Raw genomic sequence first — 22803 nt, 5'->3', positions numbered from 1 at the left:
CGGCCGCGCCGGTTCCGGGCCGCAGCGGCGTGCCGGCCTCCGGGCGACCGCGTCTCGGCGCGCCGGAACCGGCCGCCCGCGCGGAGGCCGCGCCGGACGCGGGCGCCGAGCCCGACGACACCCCGATGAAGTCCTGGAAGGTCGTCCTGGGGATCTTCGTCCTGTTCCAGGCGGCCGCCCTGCTGCACCCGGCGCTCGGGCTGCTCGTCCTCGCGGTCGCCCTGCTCCTCGGCCTGCGACGCCTGCTGCACCGCTGGCGCCGGCGCCGATGAGCCTGGCCCGGAGCCTCCCGGCCGGGCACCTCCGGACCAGCCTCGCCGCGCTCTTCGCCCTGGCCCCGGTCCTCTCGCTCGGACCGGGGGCGTCCCGGGCCGACGAGGCGCCTGCCGCACCCGTCTTCAACAAGGCCGAGGCCGCGGAGATCGCGGAGCCGCTGCGGCAGGACCCGGCCTTGCTGCGCAGCTTCGGCACCTGCCCGGCCGACACCTTCGCGCGGGAGCGCCCGTTCTGGCGGTGGGCGTTCGCGCCCCGCCGGCCCACCGAGCGCCGCTGCGCGCGCGAGCCCGCTTCCTGCTACGCGCTCTGCACCCGGTGGTCGAACGCGCCGGCCTGCTTCGACCTCGCCCTCGCCCTGGAGCACCACTCCCTCGACGTCGCCGACATCCTCGACAAGGAGCGCCTCTACGCCCTCGCCTGCGCGGGCGGGTTCCCGGCGGGCTGCACCAACCGGGCGGCCGGGATCCGGAACGGCGGCTACGCGGAGGATCCCTTCCGCGACGCGCCGCGCGTCGACACGGATGCCTGCCTCGCCCGGAGCTTCCGCCTCGATTGCGACCGGCGCGGCGCCTGGGGCTGCGCCATGCTCGGCCAGGCCTATCGCCTCGGCGAGGGCGTCGCCCCCGAGGCGTCCCGGGCCCGGGCGGCGTTCGACATGGACTGCGCGATCAACCCGGACTTCGCGGCCTGCACCTTCGCCAAGCGGCAGCTGGCCGAGATGGGCGCGCCGTGAGCGCCGGCGACGCCGGACCGGATTCCGACGCCCTGCGGGCCCTCTACGGGCGGGTCGACCCGGAGCCCGAGGGGCCGCCGGCCCCGGGCCACGCCCGCGCCTCCCTGTGCGTGGACGTAGGCGACGGGGACGACGTCGCCGCCGCCGAGCGCTGGATGCTGGCCCATGCCGGCCGGCTCACCCGCGTGCGCAGCACCGGCTGTGGCTGCTGCGTGATCGGCTGGGACATCGAGGGGCCGGCGGCGCTCATCGCCACCCTGCCGGCAGCGCTCGGGGCAACCTCCGACTGGGCCGGCCCGGCCGCGGCCCCGCGGCGCGCGGCGATCGCGCGGGGCCGGGGCCTCTGGGCGCGCTGGGGGGGACGCGGGGCCCGCCCCGCCCCCGCCCCGGCGGCGCGCGGCGAGCGCGGGGGGCCGGCGCCTCTGGGCGCGCTGGTGGGAACGCTGGGTCCGCCGCCGCTGAGACGCGACCGACACGCGGCCGAGACGGGGCGCCTAGCGCGGTTCCGCGACGGCCTCGGCGCGGTCCGGCACCGGCGGCGCCGGCCTCTGCTCCGGGATCAGCCGGTCCGGCGCCGTCCCGCGCTCGAGGGTGGCGACCGCCAGGGGCGCGCCGCGGCCGCGCAGGGCGTGCGTTCCCAGCGCGCGGGCGCGGACGCCGTCGGGCAGCCGGTCCAGCCGGTCCAAGAGATCCTGCGAGATCAGGATGTCGACGCCCAGCGGGCGGCACAGGGCCTCGATCCGCGACGTCACGTTCACGGCGTCGCCGAAATACGCGATCTTGTGGCGGTCGACCCCGACTTCGGCCGTGACCACCGGACCGCCGTGCAGCGCCGCCCGCAGCCGCGGGACCGTTCCGAACCGGGTTTGCCAGGCCGCGGCGTCGGCCTCGATCCGGTCCAGCACCGCGAACACGCAGGTGACGCAGCGCGCGTCCTTGAGGCCGCGCTTCATCGGCCACGTGATCATCGCGAGGTCGCCGATGAAGTCGTCCGTGGAGCCGGCGTTGCGCCGCACCGGCTCGGCGAGCGTCGCGAACACGGCGCTGAGATAGTCCTGCGCGCGCAGGTCGCCGTGGGTCTCCGCGAAGGCCGTCGAGCCGACCACATCGAGGAACAGGAAGATCCGCTCCTCCTGCACCGGCTTGTGGTAGCGGCCGATCATGAAGTTCACGAACACCTCGCCGCCGATCAGGTCGCGCATGCGCATGACGAAGACCAGCAGGGCCGACACGGCCAGCGAGTAGGCGAGGAACCGCGGCGTGATCCGCACCGCCGTGGACAGGCTGTCGGCGGTGAGGCCGAAGGTCCAGACGACCAAGCCGCCGAGCGCGCAGCCGAGCGTGATCAGCACCACGTAGAGCAGTTCGGCGGCCAGCATGTAGACCAGCGCCGGCAGGCGGCGCAGCCGCGTCTGGACGCCCGACAGGGCCAAGCCGGGCACGAAAGCCAGCACCGTCCCGCCCACCGCCAGGGCGTAGACCAAGCCGGCGAGCATCGAGGCCCCGCCGACGAAGAGCAGGTTGTAGAGGAGGCCCGCCCCGCCGGAGGCGAGGAGGAGGGTCAGGGCCCAGAGCCAGCGGTACTGTGGGAGCATGAGCGGTCGGCGGGGTCGAGCGTGGCGGTGGGCACGGTTGGACCTACGCGATGGCGGGGGGCGAAGGCGAGAGGGGCGCGCCGCGACGGGTGGGTCGAGCCAGCGCCCTCGGGCTGGCCGGTCACTCGTGACCGATCCGGAGCGATTCACGCCGTCCGCCCGACGTCGTCGGCTGGTGTCGCCGCGCGGCCACAGGTGGACGCGTGTTCGATCCGGGAGGTTGGGACCTAGCCCCCGGCGGATCCCGCGATCGCGGGAGGCTGGTGGGCCCGGCAGGACTCGAACCTGCAACCAAAAAGGCTATTTCCGCCAGCAGCCTAACGAACGTCTAAGGGCAAAGGTTGGTACTTTGTGCGGGGGCTGCAAGACGTAGCGCTGGCAGTTTCGTTTGAAGGTGACCGCAGCGCGGCCGGTCCTTCATTCAAATTCTTGGCATTGCTGGCTGCGTGTTCATATCTCTTCGATCAGAGCTGAATGGCAGCGTGCTCACATGTTTCGTCAGAATTCTGCTCTCAAGATTGCAATCCAGCAGCGAAATAACCCGGTCTGGCCAAAAGTATCTGGACTTATTCAGAGATCGTTCGCCGGATAGGCAGGCAAGCCACCTTCCGAAACATTGATGAGATTTAAGAGAGTCTGCCGCGATTGCAGAGGCGGTTCATTTCCAGCTTATCTATTTGGGCTTAAAATCTTCAAAGAACGAAGTCGACATAAAATTCTTATTAAATTTTATGTCGGGATTGCGCTAATCATCCGATAGTCATGCGCGGGTAGGATCGGTTGACTGGCTATACGGACGCAGCCTCGGTTCGCATATTAGGCTCCATGTTTCTCGGCTTGAGGTGGCCATCCACGAAGGTGCCGGCCTCCAAGAGAGCTGCGCGCCCCTCCGCAAGGTTCGGGAAGAACAGATGCCAAGCGTGGATCATCGCGGGCCAGATCCGAAGCGTGACGTTCATGCCCGCGCTGCCGGCCGCGCCGGCCATACACACCGCATCATCGAGGAGCGTCTCGTCCGAGCCGACTTGGATCAGCGTCGGGGGCAAGCCTCTTAAATCGGCGTAGAGGGGCGAGGCCAAAGGGTTCTGGGGATCCGCGCCGCTCAGGTAGGCCGCCGCAAGTTCGGAGAGGTAGAGGCGCTGGATCATAGGATCCACCGCTGCCTTCGTCCTGAAGCTTTTGCCGCGCAAGGCCAAGTCGATCCAGGGTGAAGAGAGCCAGAGACATCCGGGCAGCGGGTCGCCCGCCTCTCGCAGGCGCAGCGCGGCGGATACGGCGAGGCCACCGCCCGCGCTCTCGCCGCACAAGGCGATCCGTTCGGGCGAGATCCCCTGCTCCAGCACGAACCTATAGCCCGCCACCGCGTCGTCGAGGGCGGCGGGGAAAGGGTGCTCAGGGGCGAGCCGGTAGGCGAGTGCGAGGGTGCGGATGCCGGCGTCCTGCCCCGCGCGCGCAACGACGTGGCGATGGCTGTCGAGGGATCCAGCCATGTACCCGCCGCCGTGGAGGAAAATGAGGACGCGCTCGGGATCGCCACCAGGGCAGAGGGTCCACTCACCCGGCACGCCGCCAGCATCGACAGGGGTGACGCGGGTGCCGGGTGGAAGCGCGTCGCGGCGGCCGAAGCTGTCGAGCCGGGCGCGCCGCGCGACGAGATCCGCCGGCCGCGGCTGCGCCTGTAGGAAGGCCCGGATCGCGTCGATCTCGCTGCGCATCGCGTTTCCAACCGCTACAGCATGAATCGATCGAAGAAGGCCGCGAGTTCGGCATGGGCGTCCAGGGGCAGCACATGCGCGACGTGCTGGTCCGGCCGCACGACGACGATGCAACCGTCCGCTCGCCAAATGCCGCGCAGTGCGAAGATATCGCCGGCCTTCGGGTCCGGGCAGAAGACCTTCTCGCAGTCGACGAGGTTATAACGCCCCTTCGGCGGTCGCAGCAGCGGTGGCATCGCTCCTAGAACGAACTGCCGGTGGCCCTGCTGCAGGATCGCCCGCACGTCGATGACGGAGTCGATGTCGGCGCCCGCGGGTGTGAACCGCCGAATGGGCGCGTCGTCCGCTTCGGCCAAGTACGTGCACACGGCGCGCAATCGCGAGGATCGCGCGTCGGGCGACTCCGGATCCGCGAACAGGAACAAGCGCCAGCGGCCATCTGCCTTGACGGTGTGGCCGAGCTGAAGTGGCTTAGCATCGGCCAGCCGGATCACCGGCGCCGAATGAAAGCGTGTCCCGATCCTGAAGCCCTCGGCGAGGTTCTGATGCGTAGACTGGCCGGTGATGAGGGACGGCGGATAGCAGGTCTCGGTACCGGCGGTGAAGCGGCCATGCTTGACGAAGTACCGCTCGAACTCGGCCGGATCGACGCCGTCGCCGCCCGTCACGTCGGATGGCCTGGGCGGGGCGCTGAACATGCGGGCGAACGCACGGTCGAAGTCGATGAGTTCCTCGGCGACGGCGCGACGCTCCATCGAGTAGGTCTGGAGAATCTGCGGTGTACACTGGCCGCGGACCACGGCGGCGAGCTTCCAGCCAAGGTTGAAGGCGTCCTGCATCGAGACGTTCATGCCCTGGCCCGCTTTCGGGCTGTGCGTGTGGCAGGCATCGCCAGCGATGAAGATCCGGGGCGAACGATGTTCACGGTGCGCAGGGCCGCCATCATCGAAGGCTTCGCAGAGCCTCTGCCCAATCTCGTAGACTGACCACCATGGGACTTCCTTCACCTCCAGCGTGTAGGGGTGCAGGATGCGCCGCGCCGCCGCGATCAGGTGATCGACCGTCACCGCGTCCCTTGCCAGGCGCCGATTCGCGTCGAGCTTGTCGAGTTCGATGTACATGCGCACGAGGTAACCACCTTCGCGCGGGATGATCAGGAGGCTGCCCTCTTTGGCGGAGTGGATGGCGGACTTCAGGCGGATGTCCGGGAAGTCAGTCACGGCAAGTACATCCATGACGCCCCACGCCTGATTGGCGGAGTCACCGTGCACTGTAAGGCCCACAGCGCCACGCACGGCGCTGTGGGCCCCATCGCACCCGACGATGTAGCGCGCGCGTACGGTCTCGACGGCAGACGTCTGCGAATCGTCGATCCGTTCAAGCCTGACGTTGACCGGAAAGTCGAATTCGCTGGATGGCTCGATGCCGTCGCCCGTTTCGGCGTCCGTGAGAGCCAGATCGAGGAAGTTGCGTCCGTAGCTCGGCTCCAGGCGAGTGGGCGCGTTCTGCATCGTTGCGAGGAAGAAGTCGTGGACCCGCGCCTGGTTCATGATGACGTGCGGGAACTCGGACAATCCCTCCTCCGTATCCACGATGCGGCCAGTGCGGGTAATCACGTTCGACTGGCTGGGATCGGGGTTCCAAAAGCAGGTTTCGTTAACCCAGTACGCCTCCTTGAGGACACGCTCACTGAAGCCGAATGCCTCGAACATCTCCATCGTCCGGCACGCGATCCCATCGGCTTGACCGACGAGGAGGCGGCCGCGCTTCCGATCGATGATCCGAGTCGTGATGTTGGGGAAGGCCGCGAGTTGCGCGGCGAGTGTGAGGCCGGTCGGTCCGCAACCGATTATTAGGACATCGACCAGATCCGGCGATGCGCCCTTTGGGTGTGGAGTTCCTCCTGCCGCTGGTGGTTCGGCGATCGCTGGATCCCCGGACTTGTAGCCGTTGAGATGGAACTGCATCCGCGCAAATTCTCGGCCTGCTATCGGGGGTCTCAAACGGTCTATGGCGTCAGATCCGTTTCGGCACCTTCATCTAAACACAGTCGTGGCGACAACGACAGTCTCGCGGCGTTTTGAGATCAGTGTTCTGCAATATGCGGCACACGCAATCTGTGATGTCCGACAGCGGCCGACGCCTTGAGCGCAACTCGTAGGAAAATCGATCACGCTCGAGGTTGCGTGCAGTGCTCCGGCACGGGATTCGAATTTTCGGACTGAACTGCAAATTGATCCTGGGCGCCTTCCGCATTTGGCTTACTCCCAGACGAACTTGCCCGGCCGCCAGAATGGCGAACCGGCTGTTCGGACTTGGCAGTAAGCGGAATGGCTGCTTCGAAGAAAAACTTATAGGAAATCAGCCCGCCGGAAGCGCCAGAATTGTGCGGCGCGACAGATCAGTCGCGTCGAACGTGCGGGACAAGCCAGAGGACTCCTCAAGCGTCCCGTCAATTTGCAATACGCATGCCATGTATGCTTCCGAGAGGGCGCCATAGTGTCGTGAAATGGAAAAATTTCTATGTTGATTCAGTTGATGGTTCTGGGGTGCAGAATGAATATCATGCACATTTCTAATTAGATCCGATGCCCCGCCGCACAGCCTCGGTGCCGTGCAGCGGGCACGATGGACTACGCGGCTCAGCGATCTGTGTCCGGCCCATCCTCGGATGGCCGATCTGCCCATGCATTCACTGGAATGCGGTGAGGATCGCCTTCGGCACCTTGCAGATGTACGTGTATTTCGGATTGACCATCTGCGTGCAGCGCGCCTCGGCGATCTGCGCGAGCAGCAGGTAACCCTCGGGCTCGGGGATGTTCCACTCATCGGCGAGCCAGTAGATCATGTCGGCGAAAGCGATGCGCATCGCGTCCTCGAGCGGGCGGGCGCAACCGAGTGTGCAGAGATGCGTGGGCGTCTCGATCCGCGGGTGGCCGAGCCGCGCCGGCGCGGACGCGAGGCTCACCCGCAGGGTCACGTTCGCACCGATCTCGATCGCCCCCATACCGACGGCTTCGCCGTCGCCCTGGAGCGCGTGACAATCGCCGATGAAGAAATGTGCGCCGGGCTTTTCGACCCGCAGCATCACGGTATTGCCGGTGGTGACCTCCTGAACGTCGAGGTTGCCGCCATGCGTGCCGTTGTCGACCGTCAGGACCGCGCCGTGGACCGGCGCGACGCCGATGACGCCGGCCATCGGCTTCACCGGCAGCCGGAGCCGGTCACTCCAAATCACATGGCCGTCGCGCACGTCGACGACTTTGGTTCGGATGCCCCATTCCTTGCGGCGCACCCAGTCCGGGAACATGCCGTGCCCGGGCCAGAGAGAGCTGTAACCGCGCTGGCCGAGTTCCATGTCGAGGATCTCGACCTTCAGCATGTCGCCCGGCTTCGCGCCCGCGACCTCGATCGGGCCGGTTGCCCCATTCACGAACGGGAAGGTGACGTCGGCCTCGGTCAGGTTTTGCCCGAGCTCCCTGATGACGCCGTCACCGATGTTGATCACGCATTCGACCGTGACGACCTCGCCCGGTGCGATCGTCGCGACGAAGGGCTCGTCGCCAGAGAGGGCGTACTTGATCGTTCCCTGCTTGCTGATGCGCTGCGTCACACGGGGCTCCTGATGGCGATGGCGTTGGTGTCCAGGGGCGGCGTGGATCAGTGATGATCCCGCCATGGCATGAGCAGCCGCTCGGCCCGGCCGACCAGGAAGGTCAGGATAAGGGCCAGCGCGATCGTGCCGACCAGCGCGGCGAAGACCTTCGGGATCGCATAGAGGGATCCTGCCTGGAAGATGGCGTGGCCCAGGCCCACGGACGACGACATGAACTCGCCGACGATGGCACCGATCAGCGCGAAGCCGACGGTGAGCTTCAAGCCAGCGAAGATATCGGCGAGGCTCGACGGCACGACGAGCTTGGCGAAGATCTGCGGCTTCCGCGCGCCGAGGGTCCGCATGAGGTTAATCTGGTCCGGGTCGACGCCGAGCGCGCCCTTGTAGGAGGTCACGAGGGCGACCACGACGACCGAGAGCGTCGACATCGCGACCTTCGAGGCGAGCCCCGTGCCGAACCAGATGATGATGATCGGGGCGAGCGCGATGATCGGGATCGAGCCGATCGCCACGATGAAGGGCTGGACGACCCGCGAGACGAAGGTCGAGTACCAGAGCGACAGACCGGCGAGCGTGCCCACGAAGTTGCCGATGAGGAACCCGAGCCCCGTCTCGAGGGCCGTCACGCCCGCATCGCGCAGGAGCGTACCGTCGGCGAGACCCTGCCAGAGGAACCGGCTGATTGCCGAGGGCGAGCCGAACAGGAAGGCGGATTGCGGGCTTTGGCGGGTCTGCCATTCCCAGGCCGCCAGCAGGGATGCGAGGAGTGCGATCTGCACCAGCAGGACAAGCGCGCCTGAGCGCAGGCGCGCACTATCGCGCGGCCGTGCTGGCGGGGCATCCCGGCTCGTCCCGATCACGGTTGCCGGTCCGGTCGCGGCGTCTGACATCTCAAGACCTCGCTGCAGCGCGGCTGATGCCACGACCGGCGCCGCCGACCGTGGTGCGTGGGATATCGAGATCGGCCCAGATCTGGCGGACGTAGTCGCCGAAGCCGGCGCTCTCCCGGGCCCCGATCATGTTGTCGGGCGCACAGTCGAGGTCGATCGTGTAGGCGGCCTTGACGGTGGTCGGCCGCCCGCTCAGCACCAGAACCCGGTCGGCAATCGAGACGGCCTCCTCGATGTCGTGCGTGATCAGGAGCACGGACTTGCCGCCGTCGCGCACGAGCCGCACCGTGTCGGCTTCGATCAGCAACTTCGTCTGGAAGTCGAGCGCCGCGAAGGGCTCGTCGAACAGCAGGACGTCCGGATCGTTGATAAGGGTGCGGGCAAGCGCCACCCGCTGGCGCATGCCGCCCGACAGGGTCGCGGGATAGGCCCCAGCGAAACCGTGCAGGCCGAGCTGGTCGAGAAGCGCGCGCGCGCGCTCGTCGGCCTGACCGCGCGGCATCCCACGCATTTCGGTGCCGAGCTTCACGTTGTCGAGGGCCGTGCGCCAGGGCAGCAAAAGGTCCTTCTGCAGCATGTATCCGATCCCGCTGGGCGTGCGGCCGCGCCGGTCGAGGGGCATGCCGTTCCAGAGGATGCGGCCCGAGTCCGCCGGTGTGAGACCGCAGACGGCGTTGAGGAGCGTGGTCTTCCCGCAGCCCGATGGGCCGACGATCGCGACGATCTCTCCGCGGGCGAGCGAGAAGGTGAGATCGCCGACGACAGGCAGAATGCGACCGCCCGTCCGATACGCCTTGGCGAGATGCTCGACGGAGAGCGGAGGCACGGAAGACCCGGGGCGGGCCTCCGCTTGCAGGGTACGTTCGGACACGGGGGCCGGTCAGCCGGCGCGCTTCGCGGCCTTGTCGGCGAACGTATTGTCGACGACCTGATCGAAGGCGAGCGTGCCTTTGATATTCCCTAGATATTTTTGCATGCCCATCAGGCTTTCCCAAGCGTCCTTCTCGGTCACGACGCTGGAGGCCGGGATCTTATACTTCAGCTCGGCATCGATGGCAGCGTCCACGACGTCGCCCGGGAGGTCCGGAAATTCCAGCCGTGCGACCTTCTTGGCGTAATCGGGATCGCTGTAGGTTCTCCGCCCGGCCTCCTCGAAGGCTGTCACCAAGGCCTGCACGGTCGAGGGATCCTTCTGGATCGTTCCGGGCAGCACCATGATCCCGGTGTTGCAGAAGGGCCCGACGTAGTTCGAGAAATCGAACACGATTTTTGCACCCTGCGCCACCGCCTGAGCGACGCCGGGCTGGTAGGCGACCGCGATGTCGGCCGCGCCGGCGAGCATGGCGGCGATTTCGGTTCCGGGACTTACCGGCACGATCGTCGCGTCGACGCCGAGCTTCATCCCATTGCTCTCGACGAGGCGCTTGGTCACGCTGAAGTTGGTGTTGGGTTCCGGCGAGGTGGCGATCCGCTTACCCTTGAAGCCCTTCGGGTCGGTGAAGGGATCGACCGACTTCGAGACCGCGAAGTAGTGGGCCCGCTGAACAACGGTGCCGACCACCATCCCGGGCCCGCCGTTCTCGCGCGAGATCACCACCATCGTGGGGTCACCGATTGCGAAATCCGCCGAGCCCCCGAGCACGGCCGCGAAGGTCTGGGTGTCGCCTCCGGCGGCGCTCACCTGCATGGCGAGGCCGTTCTTCTCGAAGATGCCGTCGTGCATCCCGACGTAGAGATTGATGTAGCCGAGGTTGTGGACGGCCTCGCTGAAGCGGACGGTCTTGAGTCCTGCGGCGCGCGTGGCGGTCGGCGCCCATGCCGCGCCGACCGCTAGGCCAGTCATTCCTTTCAGGATCGAGCGCCGATGGAGCAGGGGCGACCAGGGCTGAGGCATACGAGCTCCGCGGGAGTCGATGAGGTAGTCAGGCGCGTGCCGAGAAAGGGCGACTGTCGAAGCACCGTATTGTGCGGCCGCTGCCGTCGGGCATTCGCTCAAGCAAATTGGCTGCCAAACCACACCCTCGTTCGCGGGAATAGCGCACCATTCGATATGGAATCCGGTCGGCAAGCTCGGGAAGCAGCGAGAAAGTCTGATCGATGCCGCCGCAACGGACCAACAGAGCCGATCAACTGCTACGCTTCAACGGCGATCGCTCGTCAACGATCGGCCGCACGGCGGAAGGCGCAAAGACTCGTCGATCGAATGCCGACAGTGCTGCGCAATGTGATCCGGGTCTGACTACAAATCGCTCTTCGACATCCGTCGAGCAAGATTTTCGCCGATCATCACGCAGGTGAAATGCAGGTTGGCCCGACAATCGCTCGGCATGATGGAGGCGTCGCAAACCCGCAACCCGTCCATGCCACGGACCTTGAGATCGGGATCTACGACACCGGATGCGTCTACCCAGCCGCTCATGCGGCACGTGCCGGCGGCGTGCTGGATGTCGCCGGCCTCGGCGAGCATCAGGGCATCGAGCTTGTCGTCTGGGAGGCGCGCGGCGTCGCCGATCGCGAGCGGGCTCTCGCCGAACCGGATCGCCGTCGCGAGACCGGCCAGGGCCGGATGCTCGGTCAGACCTGCGAGACGGCGCACCGCGTCGCGCATGCGCAGGCGATCGCGTGGGTCATCGAGCATGTTCTCTTCGATGGCCGGGTTGGCTTCCGGATCGGCCGAGGTGAGGTGCAGCGTCCCGCGCGAGAACGCGTCGTAGAGCCCGACGCCGACGGCGCCCTGCGGCGTCGGTTCCGGCCCGGTCAGGGTCCGATGATTGTAGGCGACGAAGATCATGTCGCGCTCCCCGCCGCCCGCGAGGCCACTCGAGTACGTGACGCAGCAGTTGGTGTGGCGCGCATCCGTGTCGACCGCCCGGTGTTCCGGCTTCAAATCCAGCGTCGCCCGCAGGATCGGATGGTCCATGAAGTTGCGGCCGACAGCCTCCTGCGCCTGCCGGACGGGAATGCCGAGGGCGCGAAGCGGCTCGGCCGGGCCGATCCCGGAGCGCATCAGGATCGCCGGGCTGTGGACGGCGCCGGCGCACAGCACGATCTCGCGGCCATGGATCTCGGTCCAGGGGTCCGCACCGAAGCGGACGCGCAGGCCGACCGCCCGGTGGTCCTCGAACAGGACGCAGTCGACCAGGGCCTCGCAGCGGATCTCGAGGTTCGGACGGTCGCGCGCCGGTTCCAGGTAGCCGTCATTGGTGGTGACCCGATGACCGTTGCGGCTGTTGATTGGGTTGCAGGAGACGCCCTCGCCCGTCGGCGCGTTGAGATCCGCCTTCCAGGGATGGCCGGCTGCGAGGGCGGCCGCGCGGAGCCCCAGATCCACCGCGCCCCAGGCATCCGGCTTCGCGCGATACACGGGGAGCGGACCTCCGCGACGGCAGCTGTCCTCTAGGCCGAAATCGGCATCGTCCTCGATCCGGTCGAAGAGAGGCAGCACATCCGCGGCAGACCAGCCGGTGCATCCCTGATCCGCCCAGGCATCGAAGGCCGCGGGAACGCCGCGGATCGCGATCTGCGCGTTCACCGTCGAACTGCCGCCGAGCGCGCGACCGCGCCAGTAGAAGCGGGGCTCCTGCGCACGGGTCCGCCGGCTCATCAGTCCCGGCCATTGCCAGTCCGCCTGATGGGCCGGGTCATACATGAACGGGATGATGTTGGCCGAGCGCAGCGCCGGCGGCGCATCGGTGGAGCGCCAGTCGCGTCCAGCTTCCAGCAGGAGCACCCGGCGTCGCGGATCCTCCGAGAGGCGGGCTGCCAAAGTCGCCCCGGCGGAGCCGGCACCGACCACGACGATATCGTACGGGGCTGCGCTCATGGCTTCGCGACGTTCCAGAAGAGCGGGATAGCGGAGGGGATCAGACCGGTGAGCGAGGTCCGGTAAGCTGCGGGCTGCGCGAACTGGCCGAACGGGACGACCAAGCCCTCGTCGTAGACGATGGTCTGGATCTCCCCCGCGATGGTGCGCCGCTTGTCCAGATCAGGCTCGCGGGCGAAACGGTCGAACAAGCCAGCCATGCGCGGGTCGCACATGAACCCGGAACTCGCAGCGTCCTTGCAGTTGAGGTTGATCGCGGAGTTGGTCAGAGGCGAGCTGAGATCAAGCCCCAGCGCATGGATGCCGAAGAGGCCCCAGCCGGCCTTCTTGGTGCGTTTGGCGAGCAGGGCTGCCCAATCCATCACCTGCAGGTCAACGGTGAAGCCGGCCGCCTTCAGCCGATCGGCTAAGATGGTCGAGGACACGCGCGCCGCCTCGAGATCGTTGGCCACCATCACGATCACCGGCTCGCCCTTGTAGGCGGTCTCCTTCAGAGCGGACCGTGCCGCCGCCACCGAAGGGTCGTGCAAGAGGCCCGTTCCGACATGCGTTTCGTAGGGCGAGCCGCAGATGAAGAAAGCGTCGCAGGTTTGCGAGAAGCGCGGGTCGAGGCCGAACCCGTCCAAGACCTCACGCTGATCGACGAGCCGCAGCAGCACGCGCCGAATGGCCGGGTCGTCGAAGGGCTTGGACGCCGTGTTAATGCGATAGTGGCCCGTGAACCTGTGCGGGCCGGTGAAGTTCATCACTGCCAAGCTCTTCTTGGACTCCATCTGACCGATCAGGTCGAAGGGCGCATACTGCATGTAGTCGATCTCGCCCACGCCGAGTGCGCCCGTCGCCGTCGCCCCGTCGGGGATGACGCGGATGTCGAGGGCGTCGACCTTCACGACCTTACCGCCCGCCAGGAAGTCGTCCGGCTCGGGACGCGGTCGATAGTCGGGGTTCCGGCGCAGAAGCATGTGGTCGCCGGGGACGTGCGCCGCGCGGTCGTAGATGAATGGGCCGGATCCCACGACCTCAGAGAGCTGCGTCGTGGGGGGCGTCGCGGCGAGCCGCGCCGGCATGATGAACGGCGTGGGGCTCGACGTCGTACCGAGTGTGTCGAGGACGAGGCCGTAGGGCTCCCGCAGCGTCAGCACGAAGGTCTGGTCGTCCACCGCGTCGAGGGCGGCCGTCACGTCCATGAGCCGGCCGCCCAGAGCACTGCGAGCCGCCCAGCGCCGCAGCGAGGCGACGCAGTCGGCGGCCCGGACCGACGAGCCGTCGTGGAAGCGCAGCCCGTCGCGCAAGGTGAAGCGCCAGGTGAGTCGGTCATCCGACACCGACCATGTGTCGACCATCTGCGGCCGGAACACGCCCGTCGCGTCGGGCGCGAACAGCGTGTCGTAGACCATGTAGCCGAAGGTTCGCGTGATGTATGCCGTGGTGAAGTAGGGATCGAGGGTAACGATCTCGGCTTCCAGCACCGCTTTCAGCGTCGTTTCCGCGCCGGCGGAGCCCGGCGCGAGCAGAGCCACGGCCGCGAATAGGCCGGAAAACCAGGATCGTCTCATTTCGCATTCACCCTTTGCCAGGGCCGCAGAGGCAAGCCGAATACCAAGCTGATCGCGCGCGTCGGCTGGCGATCGCGGTTGAGCCGGCATGCGGGAGTGTCCGGTATACGATCGGAGGGATCGTCAGGGATGATGCCGTGTTCGCGCGTCCTCGAGGCGGTCACACGGTTCAGGGAATGAGCGGCTTCCACGCGCGCACGGGTTCTCACTGGCTCAGAGGTGACGGCGCTGTCGCTCACCTGGGGCAGGTGCGGTGCCGTCCACCTCGACGCGCATGTCCTGATACTGGCTGGGGCCGGCTGGCTGATCTGGCGCTCGGCCTCCTGGAATTGGGATCGGGCCGCGGATCTTCGGGTAGCTTTTCCTGCGGCTCTGCCTCCTCACCGAGCACACGCTCTGCACGATCGACACAATGGCCTGACCAGCATGCGCACGGCCTTGACCAATGGCCTCATGCGGCTCCTCATGTGGAACATGCCCTTCCACGTCGAGCATCGCCTCCACCCGTTGATCCTGTTCTACCGCCCGCCAGACGCCCGGGCGGCGTTGCGCCTCGACGTGCGCCAGCGAGACTACGCCCACTGGCATGTCGGATCCGTTCGGACGTCGCGCCCGTGAGCAGGTGGGCGATGGCTACCGGAACCTTCGAACTCGGCGACCTGACGCTACAGTCGGGCGCGGTGCTGCCGAGAGCGCAGCTGCGCTGGAAGACGCATGGGACGCTGTCCACCGCCCGGGACAATGTCGTGCTCTATCCGACGAGCTATTCGGCCCAGCATACGGACTTGGAATGGCTAATCGGGCCCGCTGGGGTGCTCGATCCGAGCTGTTGGTTCATCGTCATCCCGGTGGCGAACGAGCTTCTGTGGCCGTCTTGTTCGAGTGTCACCCGGGGGCATGCAGTCGCCGGTACTCGGCGGGCGTGGTGCCGACCCGCCGGACAAAGGCGCGCCGGAGCGTGTCGGCGTCCCGGAACCCACAGGCTCCAGCGACCTGCTTGAGGGCCACCTCGCCCGTCTCCAGGAGGCGGCGGGCAGCCTCGATCCGGACGGTCTCGACGTAGGCGGCCGGGGTCAGGCCGGTCTCAGCCCGGAATACCCGCGCGAAGTGGCGAGGGCTCATGCCGGTCCGGGCGGCCAGCCTGTCGACGCCATGATCCTCGGCCGGGTGCGCGGCTACCCAGCGCTGGACCTCCTGAAGTGCCGAGCGCCCAGATGGTGCGCTGACCCCGCGCCGGCTGAACTGCATCTGGCCGCCGCCGCGCTTGAAGAACATGACGAGCTGAGCCGCCACCCGCCGGGCGACCTCAGCCCCGAGGTCCTCCTCCACGAGTGCCAGCCCGAGGTCGAGCCCCGCCGTGACCCCGGCGGCGGTCCGAAGCGGCCCGTCAAACAGGCAGATCGCATCTGCCTCGATCTGCGCTTCAGGGAAGCGCTCGGCCAGCACCTCCGCCACGGCCCAGTGCGTCGTCACGCGGCGACCATCCAGAAGGCCGGCCTGCCCGAGCAGGAAGGCCCCGCTGCAGACGGAGCCGTAGCGACGACAGCGGGCGGTGGCAGCGCGGAGCCACGCGAGAAGCCCGGCCCCGAGCGCCGCCTCGTGCATCCGCGGCGCGCCGGCGACCAGGAGCGTGTCGAAGGCCGGGTCCGCATCAATGGGAGCGATGAGGTCCGGCAGCAACCGCCGTCCCGATGAGGTCGTGATCGGGCCCGGTGCGGTCCCGACGAGGGCGAGGCTGTAGATTTCCCGACCGCACTGGACATTCGCCTCGGCGAAGACGTCGAGAGGTCCTGCCACGTCGAGGAGTTGGACGTCGGGCAAGGCGAGAAGGGCGACTGACCGGGACGGCATGAAGATCCGGTGTCCGAGGGTGTAGGCACGTTGGCAGAAATCATCGCATCACGACAATTGATGCCAGACGTGGTTCCTCCTAGCTCGAGAGGACATGCAACGCAAAGGAGCCTCGTCCATGAGCATTCCGTCCGAAGCCACCATCCCCGACAGCGCCCTCGCCCGGGCAATCACCGAGTTCGTCCGCGACACCGAAACTGAGCTGCTCTTCAACCATTCGAGCCGGGTCTATCAGTTCGGTGCCCTCGCCGGGGTCCATCGCGGCCTGACCTTCGACCGCGAGCTGCTCTACGCAGGCGCCATGTTCCATGACGTTGGCCTGATGCCAGATCACAGCAGCACGGCGGAGCGCTTCGAGGTAGACGGAGCCAACGCCGCCCGCGACTTCCTCAAGGCGCACGGCGTGCCGGAGGCGGACGTTTACACCGTCTGGACAGCCATCGCGCTCCACACCACACCGGGCATCCCCGTCCACATGCATCCGGTGGTCGCCCTGGTCACGGCCGGCGTCGAGATGGACGTGCTGGGCCTGACCTACGCGCAGTATTCCGACGCGGAGCGCGAGGCGGTGGTCTCGGCCTTCCCCCGCACGCCGGACTTCAAGGAAGACATCATCCAGGCCTTCTACGACGGCATCAAGCACAAGCCGGACACCACCTTCGGCAACGTGAAGGCCGACGTCATCGCCGACAAGGAGCCCGGCTTCCGCAGGGGGAATTTCTGCAGCGTGATCCGCACATCCCGCTGGCCCGGCGGGACGCATGCTCCGGGCTGCGGATGTGGCGGGCATGATTGAGGATCGCTGGCCGTTCGCCCAGATCGGCCGGCAGCCCGCATGGCACGCAGCCTGCAGGGATCGTGGCATCGGATGTCCATCGGTGCCCATCCCACTCAAGCGTGTCCGAGATCGCGTTTGATCTGGCAGGATCTGTCGTGACGACAAACTCTACGTCGGCACATGCGACCGCCTAATCTTCGCGGCACCGAAGCGGAACAAGGTCGAGGTGACGCATGGCGGCGACGGCGGAAAAAGTGCCTGTCACGGTGCTCACGGGCTTCCTGGGATCGGGAAAGACCACCCTTCTCAACCAGTTGCTCGCGCAGGGCGAGGCCGAGAAGACGGCCGTCATCGTCAACGAATTCGGCGAGGTCGGCATCGACGGCCAACTCGTCGTGGGCGTCGACGAGAATGTGATCGAGCTCAACAACGGCTGCATCTGCTGCACGGTCCGCACCGACCTCGTCACAACCATCGGGCGCCTGCTCGCACGGCCGCAACCAGTGCGACGCATCCTGATCGAGACCACGGGCCTCGCCGACCCGGCCCCCGTCATCCAGAGCTTCATGCTCGACGAAAATCTCCGGGCCCGAACCGAACTCGACGCGCTCGTGACCGTAGTCGATGCCCGCTACAACCCGCTCTGGCTGTCCATGGGCGAGGAGGCCGAGGCCGCGGGCCGGGAGAACGTCGCACGGGAGCAGATCGCCTTCGCCGACCTCCTTCTCCTCAACAAGATTGACCTCGTGGACGAAGCTGCCCTGGAAGCCTGCGAGACAGAACTCCGCCGCATCAATCCGCTCGCTCGCATCCGGCGCATGCGGGACGGAGCCGTCCCGGCCGCGGAGGTGCTCGGCATCCACGCTTTTGACCTGAAGAACGCGCTGGCCATCGAGCCGGATCTTTTGTCGGACGCTGAGCACGCGCACGACGACGCCATCGCGAGCGTTTCGCTGCGCCCCGAGGGAGACCTCGATTCAACGGCGTTCTTCGGGTGGCTGAACCGCTTCGTGCAGGCGAAGGGGATCGACATCCTCCGCATCAAGGGCATCGTTGCGCTCGTCGGCGAGGCGCGGCGCTACGTCTTCCACGGCGTGCACATGACCCTCGACGGTCGCCCCGGCAAACCATGGCGTCCCGGCGAGCCGCGGCGCGGCGAGTTGGTGTTCATCGGCCGCAACCTCGATGCCGAGGAGATCGCGGCAGGCCTGGCGCAGTGTCGGGCGGCGCGGGCGGCCTGAGCGACTGCGCAAAGCTGAACGGAGGCCTCATGAAGCTCCAGCACACCCTCGGCGGCCTGGAAGGCCTCGACCCCGTCCAGCCCGAGCTCCGCGTCTTCGTCGAGCCCTGGGAGGAGCGGATCTTCGGCATCCACACCGCCATGATGGCGCTCAGCCCGCAGCTCAACCTGCCACAGACGTCGAGCACCTTCCGCACGGTCTGGACCTGGGCCGACCTGCGCAAGGGCGCCGAGGCCATGAACCCCTTCGACTACTTCAAGTACCGCTACTACGAGAAATGGCTCGGCGGGATCTCAGGCTACTTCGTCGCCAACGGGTACATCACCCAGGCTGAGCTTGACGCGCGCACGGACGAGTACCTCGCCGATCGGGTCAAGCCGCTGCCGTCGGGCGGAACACCGGAGATCGACGACCGCATCCACAAGTACCTGATGGACGGCGACTCCCCCCGGCACCAGTGGGCTGACAGGCCGCGCTTCGCCGTGGGCGACACGGTGCTGGTCGCCGACCCGCCGACAGTGGAGCACACCCGCCTGCCGGGATACCTGCGCAACAAGCTCGGGGTCGTCGAGACCGTCTACGACGACGCGTTCAGCTATCTGTGCTCGACCGGGCCGGACGGCATCGGCCCGGCCATGCCAGTCTACTGCGTGAAGTTCGACCCGCAGCACCTCTGGCCCGGCAATGCCGAGCCCGGCTTCTTCCTCTACGCCGACCTGTTCGACGTCTACGTGCGCCCGGTCGAGGACCGGGCGGCCGCGTGAGGGATCACCGATGACCGACCGCTTCGCCTATCCCCATGACCGTGAGGAGCGCAACGCCGCGCGCGTGCGGGCGCTCGAAGCCCTGCTGATCGAGAAGGGCGTCATCACCGACCAGACCGTCGACAAGGTGATGCAGACCTTCGCCACCGAGATGGGCCCGTTCAACGGCGCCAAGCTCGTGGCGAGGGCCTGGACCGACGACGCGTTCAAGGCGCTGCTCGTGACCGATACGATGGCGGCTGTCGCCCAGCTGGGCCTTCCTACGGGGGCAGCTGGCGCGGAAGGCGAGCACATGCGCGCCGTCGCGAATACGCCGCAGGTCCATAACCTCATCATCTGCACTCTGTGCTCCTGCTATCCCTGGCCGGTGCTTGGGCTGCCGCCCTACTGGTACAAGGACCCATCCTTCCGAGCCCGCGCGGCCCGGGAGCCGCGTGCGGTGCTCAAGGAGTTCGGCCTGGACGTCGACCCGGCGAAGGAGATCCGCACCTGGGACAGCTCGGCCCAGATCCGCTGGTTCGTCGTTCCCGAGCGGCCGAATGGCACCCAGGACATGAACGAGGACGACCTCGCGAAGCTGGTCACGCCCGAGGCGATGATGGGTGTGGCCGTCGCCCTGCCGAAGGCGGCTTGAGGCATCCGTCGTGCAGACGAGCTTCGAGCACTTCGCTGTCGCCAGCATGATGGGACAGCCCGACACGCCGCCCCGCGCCAACGGCAGCCTCTGCTTCCATCAACCTTGGGAGCGGCAGGCGTTCGGTTTGGCGGTGGCCCTTGCCCGGGACGGCCACTTCGAGTGGGAGGACTTCCGGCAGGCATTGATCGCGGAGATCGCGGCGTGGGAATCATGCCATTCTCGCGACGACCCGGGTTGGGACTACTACGAGTGCTGGCTGAATGCCCTTGAACGCGTGACGCGGATCCATTTCGGTTCAGGCAAAGCCGCCCCTTTGGTCCAAACACTGCCAACGGCGTAAAGCTCCCTGATAACGCCGCGCAGATGCGTCTGTTGCGCGTGTCGGCTCAATGTTGAGTAACGTCCACTCTTGGGACGCGACCACGGACTACTGTTCGGCAGCAATGGGCGCGAAGCCGAATGCCCGATTTTGCGAGTGGCAGTTATCTGTTGAGGCGAAATCTGGCCGAAAGCGGAAAACCGCTTCGGAGAAGGCCGACCAGAGATGCGGACGGCCTTCAATCGATCCGGATCGGAAAGGAACGGAGCGAAACGCGTCACTCATAAGCAGACGTCCCGGCCTTGACCGGAAGCCTCCGGTTCCATTCCGGCGGCTCGAGCGGCCAACCAGCATCAAACAAGCGTTAACCCTTAAGACAGATGTGGCGGACCATACCTCAGGTCACTGTCGCGGTGTCTTGCCAGGCTGCGCCAAGGACCCTTCGCGCGCTCGCATAAGCCACCTGCAATCTACAGCTTGAGCGCAATGATATGGCTGAGATGTCCGTCGATGAAGCTCTCGATCGAGCCAACGCCGATATCCAAGCGGGACGGCACCAAGAAGCCAGAAATCTTCTGGAGGCGGTACTCAAGGTAGAAGACAGAAACCCGCGAGCGTTGATCGGACTTTCGGTCGTCAGCTTCCAGCAAGGCGACCTGCCGAACGCGGTCAACTATATTTCGGGAATAGTTCTGGATAATCCATTCGACAGCGACCTCCTCGGCACGTGCTCGGCCCTTCTGCGGAGCTTTTCCGTCGAGGAATTCGCTGCTCGTGTCGAGGCGATAAGGGATGACGCCAAGAAGGATGCGCGGACAATCCGGGCGTGCCTCGACGGTTTCCTCAACATGGCAGATTTCGGATCCTCGGGCGAGGCGATCGTCCGCGTCCCATCCGAGATCGCGAGCGCGATCCATTTCATATCGCTCGACGCTCTGTCTGTAGGCGCCAACAGATCGAAATTCGGTCGGTACACCCCCATCAACTGCGTCATCGCCCCTGCCGCGGGAGATTATGAATTCCGCGAGAAGCACTTCATCTACGCGTCCTCACTGCTGGAGGCCAAGCAGGAGATCCTCGATGCATTCGGCCTTCAGGAACTGGCAAGGGTCAAAGCGGTCCACAAGGTCAAAGCCAAGCGCATGTCGGATGCCCTCGATGAAGTCGGGGTCTCAGGTCTCGACTATTTCAAGAGCGATCTGGAGGGCATAGACGGGTTGGTCCTGCGCGACGCCCGGCAGCACATCGCCGGGGCCGCCGTCGTCCAGGCCGAGCTCCGTTTCATGCCGGCCTACGAGGGGGAGCCGTACTTCGACGAGACCGTCGCATACATGCGCGGACAGGATTTCGAGGTGTTGCATCTGACCAATGAGAATTGGCGATACGCGACCCGGCACAGGGATCACATGGCCAGAGGTCGGACGGTGTTTGCGGATACCGTGTTCGTAAAGAATATCGACACGTACCTATCGCTTCACGGACGCTCGACCGAAGCCGTGGTTCGATATTGCCTCGCCTGCGGCGTGTCCGGCAACGCAAACTATGCCGAATTCATACTCGAGAAACACAAGGAGCTCGTCCCCGGCGACCTCGGCGCCGCTCTCGTCAACTACCTGATACCGAAGGCCCGCTTCGGTCAGCCTCAGTTCGCCAAGACCCGGCTCGGTCATGTCGCCATGTCGTGACCGGAATTTCCGGCCTCACGCCCTGGCAGGCTGCGGCGGCGTGCCATCCAGGGTGATCAGGTCGACGTTCCGCGCCCTGAGGAGGCCGAACAAGCCTTCCAGTTCGCGATCGCAGGGATCGTCCACGATCGCGGCTTCCGGCGTGTCCTCCTCCAGCCACGCCTCCGCATCCTTGTTGGAGGAGAACCCGAGCGGGTCGTAGCCGAGGCTCTCGAGCATGCGGCACGCCCGTCGCCGCCGGCGGCCGCTACGGGAGTGAACCAGGGCCGGAGGCCGGAGCGGACGAGCGGCCATCACGCGGCCTTCCGCTGCTTCGAGGACGTCGCCTTGCCCCCACCGCGGGTCGAGTTCGGCCGTGGCCGCTTCGAACCCGCCTTCTTCCGGGCAGCGGCCGGCTGAGCGGAGGATCCCCCCTTCTCGGAGTCGATGCTTCGCCTGAGGGCTTCCATCAGGTTCACGACGTTGCCGGAACTCGGTGCCGCCGCCTTCGATCGACCTTTGCCCTTCTCGGGCTTCTTCGCCTTGCCCTTGACCAGCGCGATCAGCGCCTCCTCGTAGCGGTCCTCGAACTTCGACGGATCGAACTTCCTCGTCGAACGGGCGATCAGCTCCTCGGCCAGGGACCGCATCTCGTCGGTCGGATTCCCGTCCGGCATGTCCTCGAAGTAGGCGGTGGGCGACCGCACCTCGTCCTGGTACCGCAGCAGGGTCGCCAGCAGGCCCTTGCCGTAGGGCTCGATCAGGACGACGCGCTCCCGCTTGTAGATGACGATCCGCCCGAGGCCCGCCATCCCCTTCTTCTTCATCGCATCCCGGATGACGGCGAACGCCTCGCGGGAGACCTTGTCCTCGGCCGCGAGGTAGTATGGCTTGTCGAGGTAGCGCTCGTCGACCTCCTCGCGCGTGCAGAACGCCTCGATGTTGATCGTGTGCGTGCTTTCCAGCGCGATCTCGCTGAGCTCCTCGTCCTCGACGGGGACGAGCTCGTCTTTGGCGACCTCGCAACCTTTGACCTGGTCGTCGCGATCGACGCTCTCGCCGGTCACGGAGTCGACCAGCAGCTGCTTCACGCGGTTGCCGGTCTCTCGGTTGATCGTGTGGCACTTCAGGTCCCGCGACGAGCTGACCGCCGGATACAGACCGACGGCGCAGGAGACGAGCGAAAGTCGCAGGTGACCTTTCCAATTGGCGCGCGATGCCACCGCAGCCTCCAGAATTCGCACAAGTATTCGTTGCCGGCGATGAGTCGATGCGGTGCCGATCACGAATTCGGCGACTCAACGAGAGTCTCTCTCGACTCGTTCCTACACAGCCCGTCCTGTGG

20 protein-coding genes and 2 pseudogenes are annotated in these 22803 nt (G+C 66.6%); 10 read left to right on the top strand and 12 right to left on the bottom strand.

Annotation, left to right across the window (positions count from 1 at the left end; genetic code table 11):
- Positions 1 to 272: pseudogene (locus tag ACLBYE_RS02525) on the top strand (RNA-directed DNA polymerase); the annotation flags it as partial.
- Complete coding sequence (locus tag ACLBYE_RS02520; RefSeq protein WP_447692916.1) at positions 269 to 1009, top strand: hypothetical protein; 741 nt, start codon at positions 269 to 271, stop codon at positions 1007 to 1009. The pseudogene ACLBYE_RS02525 and the gene ACLBYE_RS02520, both read left to right, overlap by 4 nt.
- Positions 1010 to 1503: 494 nt before the next feature.
- Here ACLBYE_RS02520 and ACLBYE_RS02515 read toward each other — a convergent pair whose 3' ends face one another.
- From ACLBYE_RS02515 to ACLBYE_RS02475, 9 genes are all read right to left on the bottom strand, one after another.
- Positions 1504 to 2604: an adenylate/guanylate cyclase domain-containing protein gene (locus ACLBYE_RS02515; protein ID WP_447692915.1), complete on the bottom strand. Its 1101-nt coding sequence runs from the start codon at positions 2602 to 2604 to the stop codon at positions 1504 to 1506.
- A 788-nt stretch (positions 2605 to 3392) separates the two neighbouring features.
- Positions 3393 to 4319, bottom strand: a complete 927-nt coding sequence (locus tag ACLBYE_RS02510; protein ID WP_447692914.1) for an alpha/beta hydrolase — start codon at positions 4317 to 4319, stop codon at positions 3393 to 3395.
- A gap of 14 nt (positions 4320 to 4333) precedes the next feature.
- Positions 4334 to 6286, bottom strand: a complete 1953-nt coding sequence (locus tag ACLBYE_RS02505; RefSeq protein ID WP_447692913.1) for an FAD-binding monooxygenase — start codon at positions 6284 to 6286, stop codon at positions 4334 to 4336.
- A gap of 725 nt (positions 6287 to 7011) precedes the next feature.
- A complete protein-coding gene (locus ACLBYE_RS02500) occupies positions 7012 to 7932 on the bottom strand; it encodes an acetamidase/formamidase family protein (protein WP_447692912.1) in 921 nt (306 codons plus the stop codon).
- 47 nt (positions 7933 to 7979) lie between these two features.
- Entirely contained in the window at positions 7980 to 8825 is an 846-nt protein-coding gene (locus ACLBYE_RS02495) for an ABC transporter permease (RefSeq protein ID WP_447692911.1), read from the bottom strand.
- 1 nt (position 8826) lies between these two features.
- Complete coding sequence (locus tag ACLBYE_RS02490) at positions 8827 to 9696, bottom strand: ABC transporter ATP-binding protein (protein ID WP_447692910.1); 870 nt, start codon at positions 9694 to 9696, stop codon at positions 8827 to 8829.
- Positions 9697 to 9705: 9 nt separating this feature from the next.
- Entirely contained in the window at positions 9706 to 10719 is a 1014-nt protein-coding gene (locus ACLBYE_RS02485; protein WP_447692909.1) for an ABC transporter substrate-binding protein, read from the bottom strand.
- Positions 10720 to 11064: 345 nt separating this feature from the next.
- A complete protein-coding gene (locus tag ACLBYE_RS02480; RefSeq protein ID WP_447692908.1) occupies positions 11065 to 12648 on the bottom strand; it encodes a GMC family oxidoreductase in 1584 nt (527 codons plus the stop codon).
- Positions 12645 to 14204, bottom strand: coding sequence for an ABC transporter substrate-binding protein (locus ACLBYE_RS02475; RefSeq protein ID WP_447692907.1), 1560 nt, complete (start codon positions 14202 to 14204; stop codon positions 12645 to 12647). Before ACLBYE_RS02475 ends, ACLBYE_RS02480 begins: the two co-directional genes overlap by 4 nt.
- Before the next feature lie 426 nt (positions 14205 to 14630).
- On the opposite strand from ACLBYE_RS02475, the gene ACLBYE_RS02470 reads away from it, so the two are divergent.
- A complete protein-coding gene (locus ACLBYE_RS02470) occupies positions 14631 to 14822 on the top strand; it encodes a hypothetical protein (protein ID WP_447692906.1) in 192 nt (63 codons plus the stop codon).
- Positions 14823 to 14833: 11 nt separating this feature from the next.
- Positions 14834 to 15052, top strand: a pseudogene (locus ACLBYE_RS02465) (alpha/beta fold hydrolase); the annotation flags it as partial.
- Positions 15053 to 15089: 37 nt separating this feature from the next.
- Here the strand turns inward: ACLBYE_RS02465 and ACLBYE_RS02460 are convergent.
- Positions 15090 to 16055, bottom strand: coding sequence for a GlxA family transcriptional regulator (locus ACLBYE_RS02460; RefSeq protein ID WP_447692905.1), 966 nt, complete (start codon positions 16053 to 16055; stop codon positions 15090 to 15092).
- A gap of 118 nt (positions 16056 to 16173) precedes the next feature.
- Here ACLBYE_RS02460 and ACLBYE_RS02455 point away from each other — a divergent pair, with 118 nt between their 5' ends.
- From ACLBYE_RS02455 to ACLBYE_RS02430, 6 genes are all read left to right on the top strand, one after another.
- On the top strand, positions 16174 to 16851 hold the full coding sequence (locus ACLBYE_RS02455; RefSeq protein ID WP_447692904.1) for an HD domain-containing protein: 678 nt from the start codon (positions 16174 to 16176) through the stop codon (positions 16849 to 16851).
- A gap of 215 nt (positions 16852 to 17066) precedes the next feature.
- Complete coding sequence (locus ACLBYE_RS02450; RefSeq protein WP_447692903.1) at positions 17067 to 18074, top strand: CobW family GTP-binding protein; 1008 nt, start codon at positions 17067 to 17069, stop codon at positions 18072 to 18074.
- Positions 18075 to 18103: 29 nt separating this feature from the next.
- Positions 18104 to 18838: a nitrile hydratase subunit beta gene (gene nthB / locus ACLBYE_RS02445; protein ID WP_447692902.1), complete on the top strand. Its 735-nt coding sequence runs from the start codon at positions 18104 to 18106 to the stop codon at positions 18836 to 18838.
- Positions 18839 to 18848: 10 nt separating this feature from the next.
- Complete coding sequence (nthA, locus tag ACLBYE_RS02440) at positions 18849 to 19472, top strand: nitrile hydratase subunit alpha (protein ID WP_447692901.1); 624 nt, start codon at positions 18849 to 18851, stop codon at positions 19470 to 19472.
- A gap of 10 nt (positions 19473 to 19482) precedes the next feature.
- Entirely contained in the window at positions 19483 to 19815 is a 333-nt protein-coding gene (locus ACLBYE_RS02435; protein WP_447692900.1) for a nitrile hydratase accessory protein, read from the top strand.
- Between the two features lie 479 nt (positions 19816 to 20294).
- Entirely contained in the window at positions 20295 to 21479 is a 1185-nt protein-coding gene (locus tag ACLBYE_RS02430) for a tetratricopeptide repeat protein (protein WP_447692899.1), read from the top strand.
- A gap of 15 nt (positions 21480 to 21494) precedes the next feature.
- On the opposite strand, the gene ACLBYE_RS02425 is transcribed toward ACLBYE_RS02430, so the two are convergent.
- The gene (locus ACLBYE_RS02425) at positions 21495 to 21698 is read right to left on the bottom strand and encodes a hypothetical protein (RefSeq protein ID WP_447692898.1); all 204 of its coding nucleotides are present in this window, start codon (positions 21696 to 21698) and stop codon (positions 21495 to 21497) included.
- A 74-nt stretch (positions 21699 to 21772) separates the two neighbouring features.
- The gene (gene ku / locus ACLBYE_RS02420) at positions 21773 to 22744 is read right to left on the bottom strand and encodes a non-homologous end joining protein Ku (protein ID WP_447692897.1); all 972 of its coding nucleotides are present in this window, start codon (positions 22742 to 22744) and stop codon (positions 21773 to 21775) included.
- Positions 22745 to 22803 lie beyond the last annotated feature (59 nt).

It is taken from the genome of Methylobacterium sp. A52T (genome assembly GCF_053346095.1).
This window is presented reverse-complemented; position numbering and strand designations above follow the sequence as displayed.

Coding starts and splice junctions, on each gene's coding strand:
- ACLBYE_RS02520 (WP_447692916.1), top strand. CDS start 269: ATGAGCCTGGCCCGGAGCCTCCCGGCCGGGCACCTCCGGACCAGCCTC.
- ACLBYE_RS02515 (WP_447692915.1), bottom strand. CDS start 2,604: ATGCTCCCACAGTACCGCTGGCTCTGGGCCCTGACCCTCCTCCTCGCC.
- ACLBYE_RS02510 (WP_447692914.1), bottom strand. CDS start 4,319: ATGCGCAGCGAGATCGACGCGATCCGGGCCTTCCTACAGGCGCAGCCG.
- ACLBYE_RS02485 (WP_447692909.1), bottom strand. CDS start 10,719: ATGCCTCAGCCCTGGTCGCCCCTGCTCCATCGGCGCTCGATCCTGAAA.
- ACLBYE_RS02470 (WP_447692906.1), top strand. CDS start 14,631: ATGCGCACGGCCTTGACCAATGGCCTCATGCGGCTCCTCATGTGGAAC.
- ACLBYE_RS02450 (WP_447692903.1), top strand. CDS start 17,067: ATGGCGGCGACGGCGGAAAAAGTGCCTGTCACGGTGCTCACGGGCTTC.
- nthB (WP_447692902.1), top strand. CDS start 18,104: ATGAAGCTCCAGCACACCCTCGGCGGCCTGGAAGGCCTCGACCCCGTC.
- ACLBYE_RS02455 (WP_447692904.1), top strand. CDS start 16,174: ATGAGCATTCCGTCCGAAGCCACCATCCCCGACAGCGCCCTCGCCCGG.
- ACLBYE_RS02460 (WP_447692905.1), bottom strand. CDS start 16,055: ATGCCGTCCCGGTCAGTCGCCCTTCTCGCCTTGCCCGACGTCCAACTC.
- ACLBYE_RS02505 (WP_447692913.1), bottom strand. CDS start 6,286: ATGCAGTTCCATCTCAACGGCTACAAGTCCGGGGATCCAGCGATCGCC.
- nthA (WP_447692901.1), top strand. CDS start 18,849: ATGACCGACCGCTTCGCCTATCCCCATGACCGTGAGGAGCGCAACGCC.
- ACLBYE_RS02430 (WP_447692899.1), top strand. CDS start 20,295: ATGTCCGTCGATGAAGCTCTCGATCGAGCCAACGCCGATATCCAAGCG.
- ACLBYE_RS02475 (WP_447692907.1), bottom strand. CDS start 14,204: ATGAGACGATCCTGGTTTTCCGGCCTATTCGCGGCCGTGGCTCTGCTC.
- ACLBYE_RS02495 (WP_447692911.1), bottom strand. CDS start 8,825: ATGTCAGACGCCGCGACCGGACCGGCAACCGTGATCGGGACGAGCCGG.
- ACLBYE_RS02480 (WP_447692908.1), bottom strand. CDS start 12,648: ATGAGCGCAGCCCCGTACGATATCGTCGTGGTCGGTGCCGGCTCCGCC.
- ACLBYE_RS02425 (WP_447692898.1), bottom strand. CDS start 21,698: ATGCTCGAGAGCCTCGGCTACGACCCGCTCGGGTTCTCCTCCAACAAG.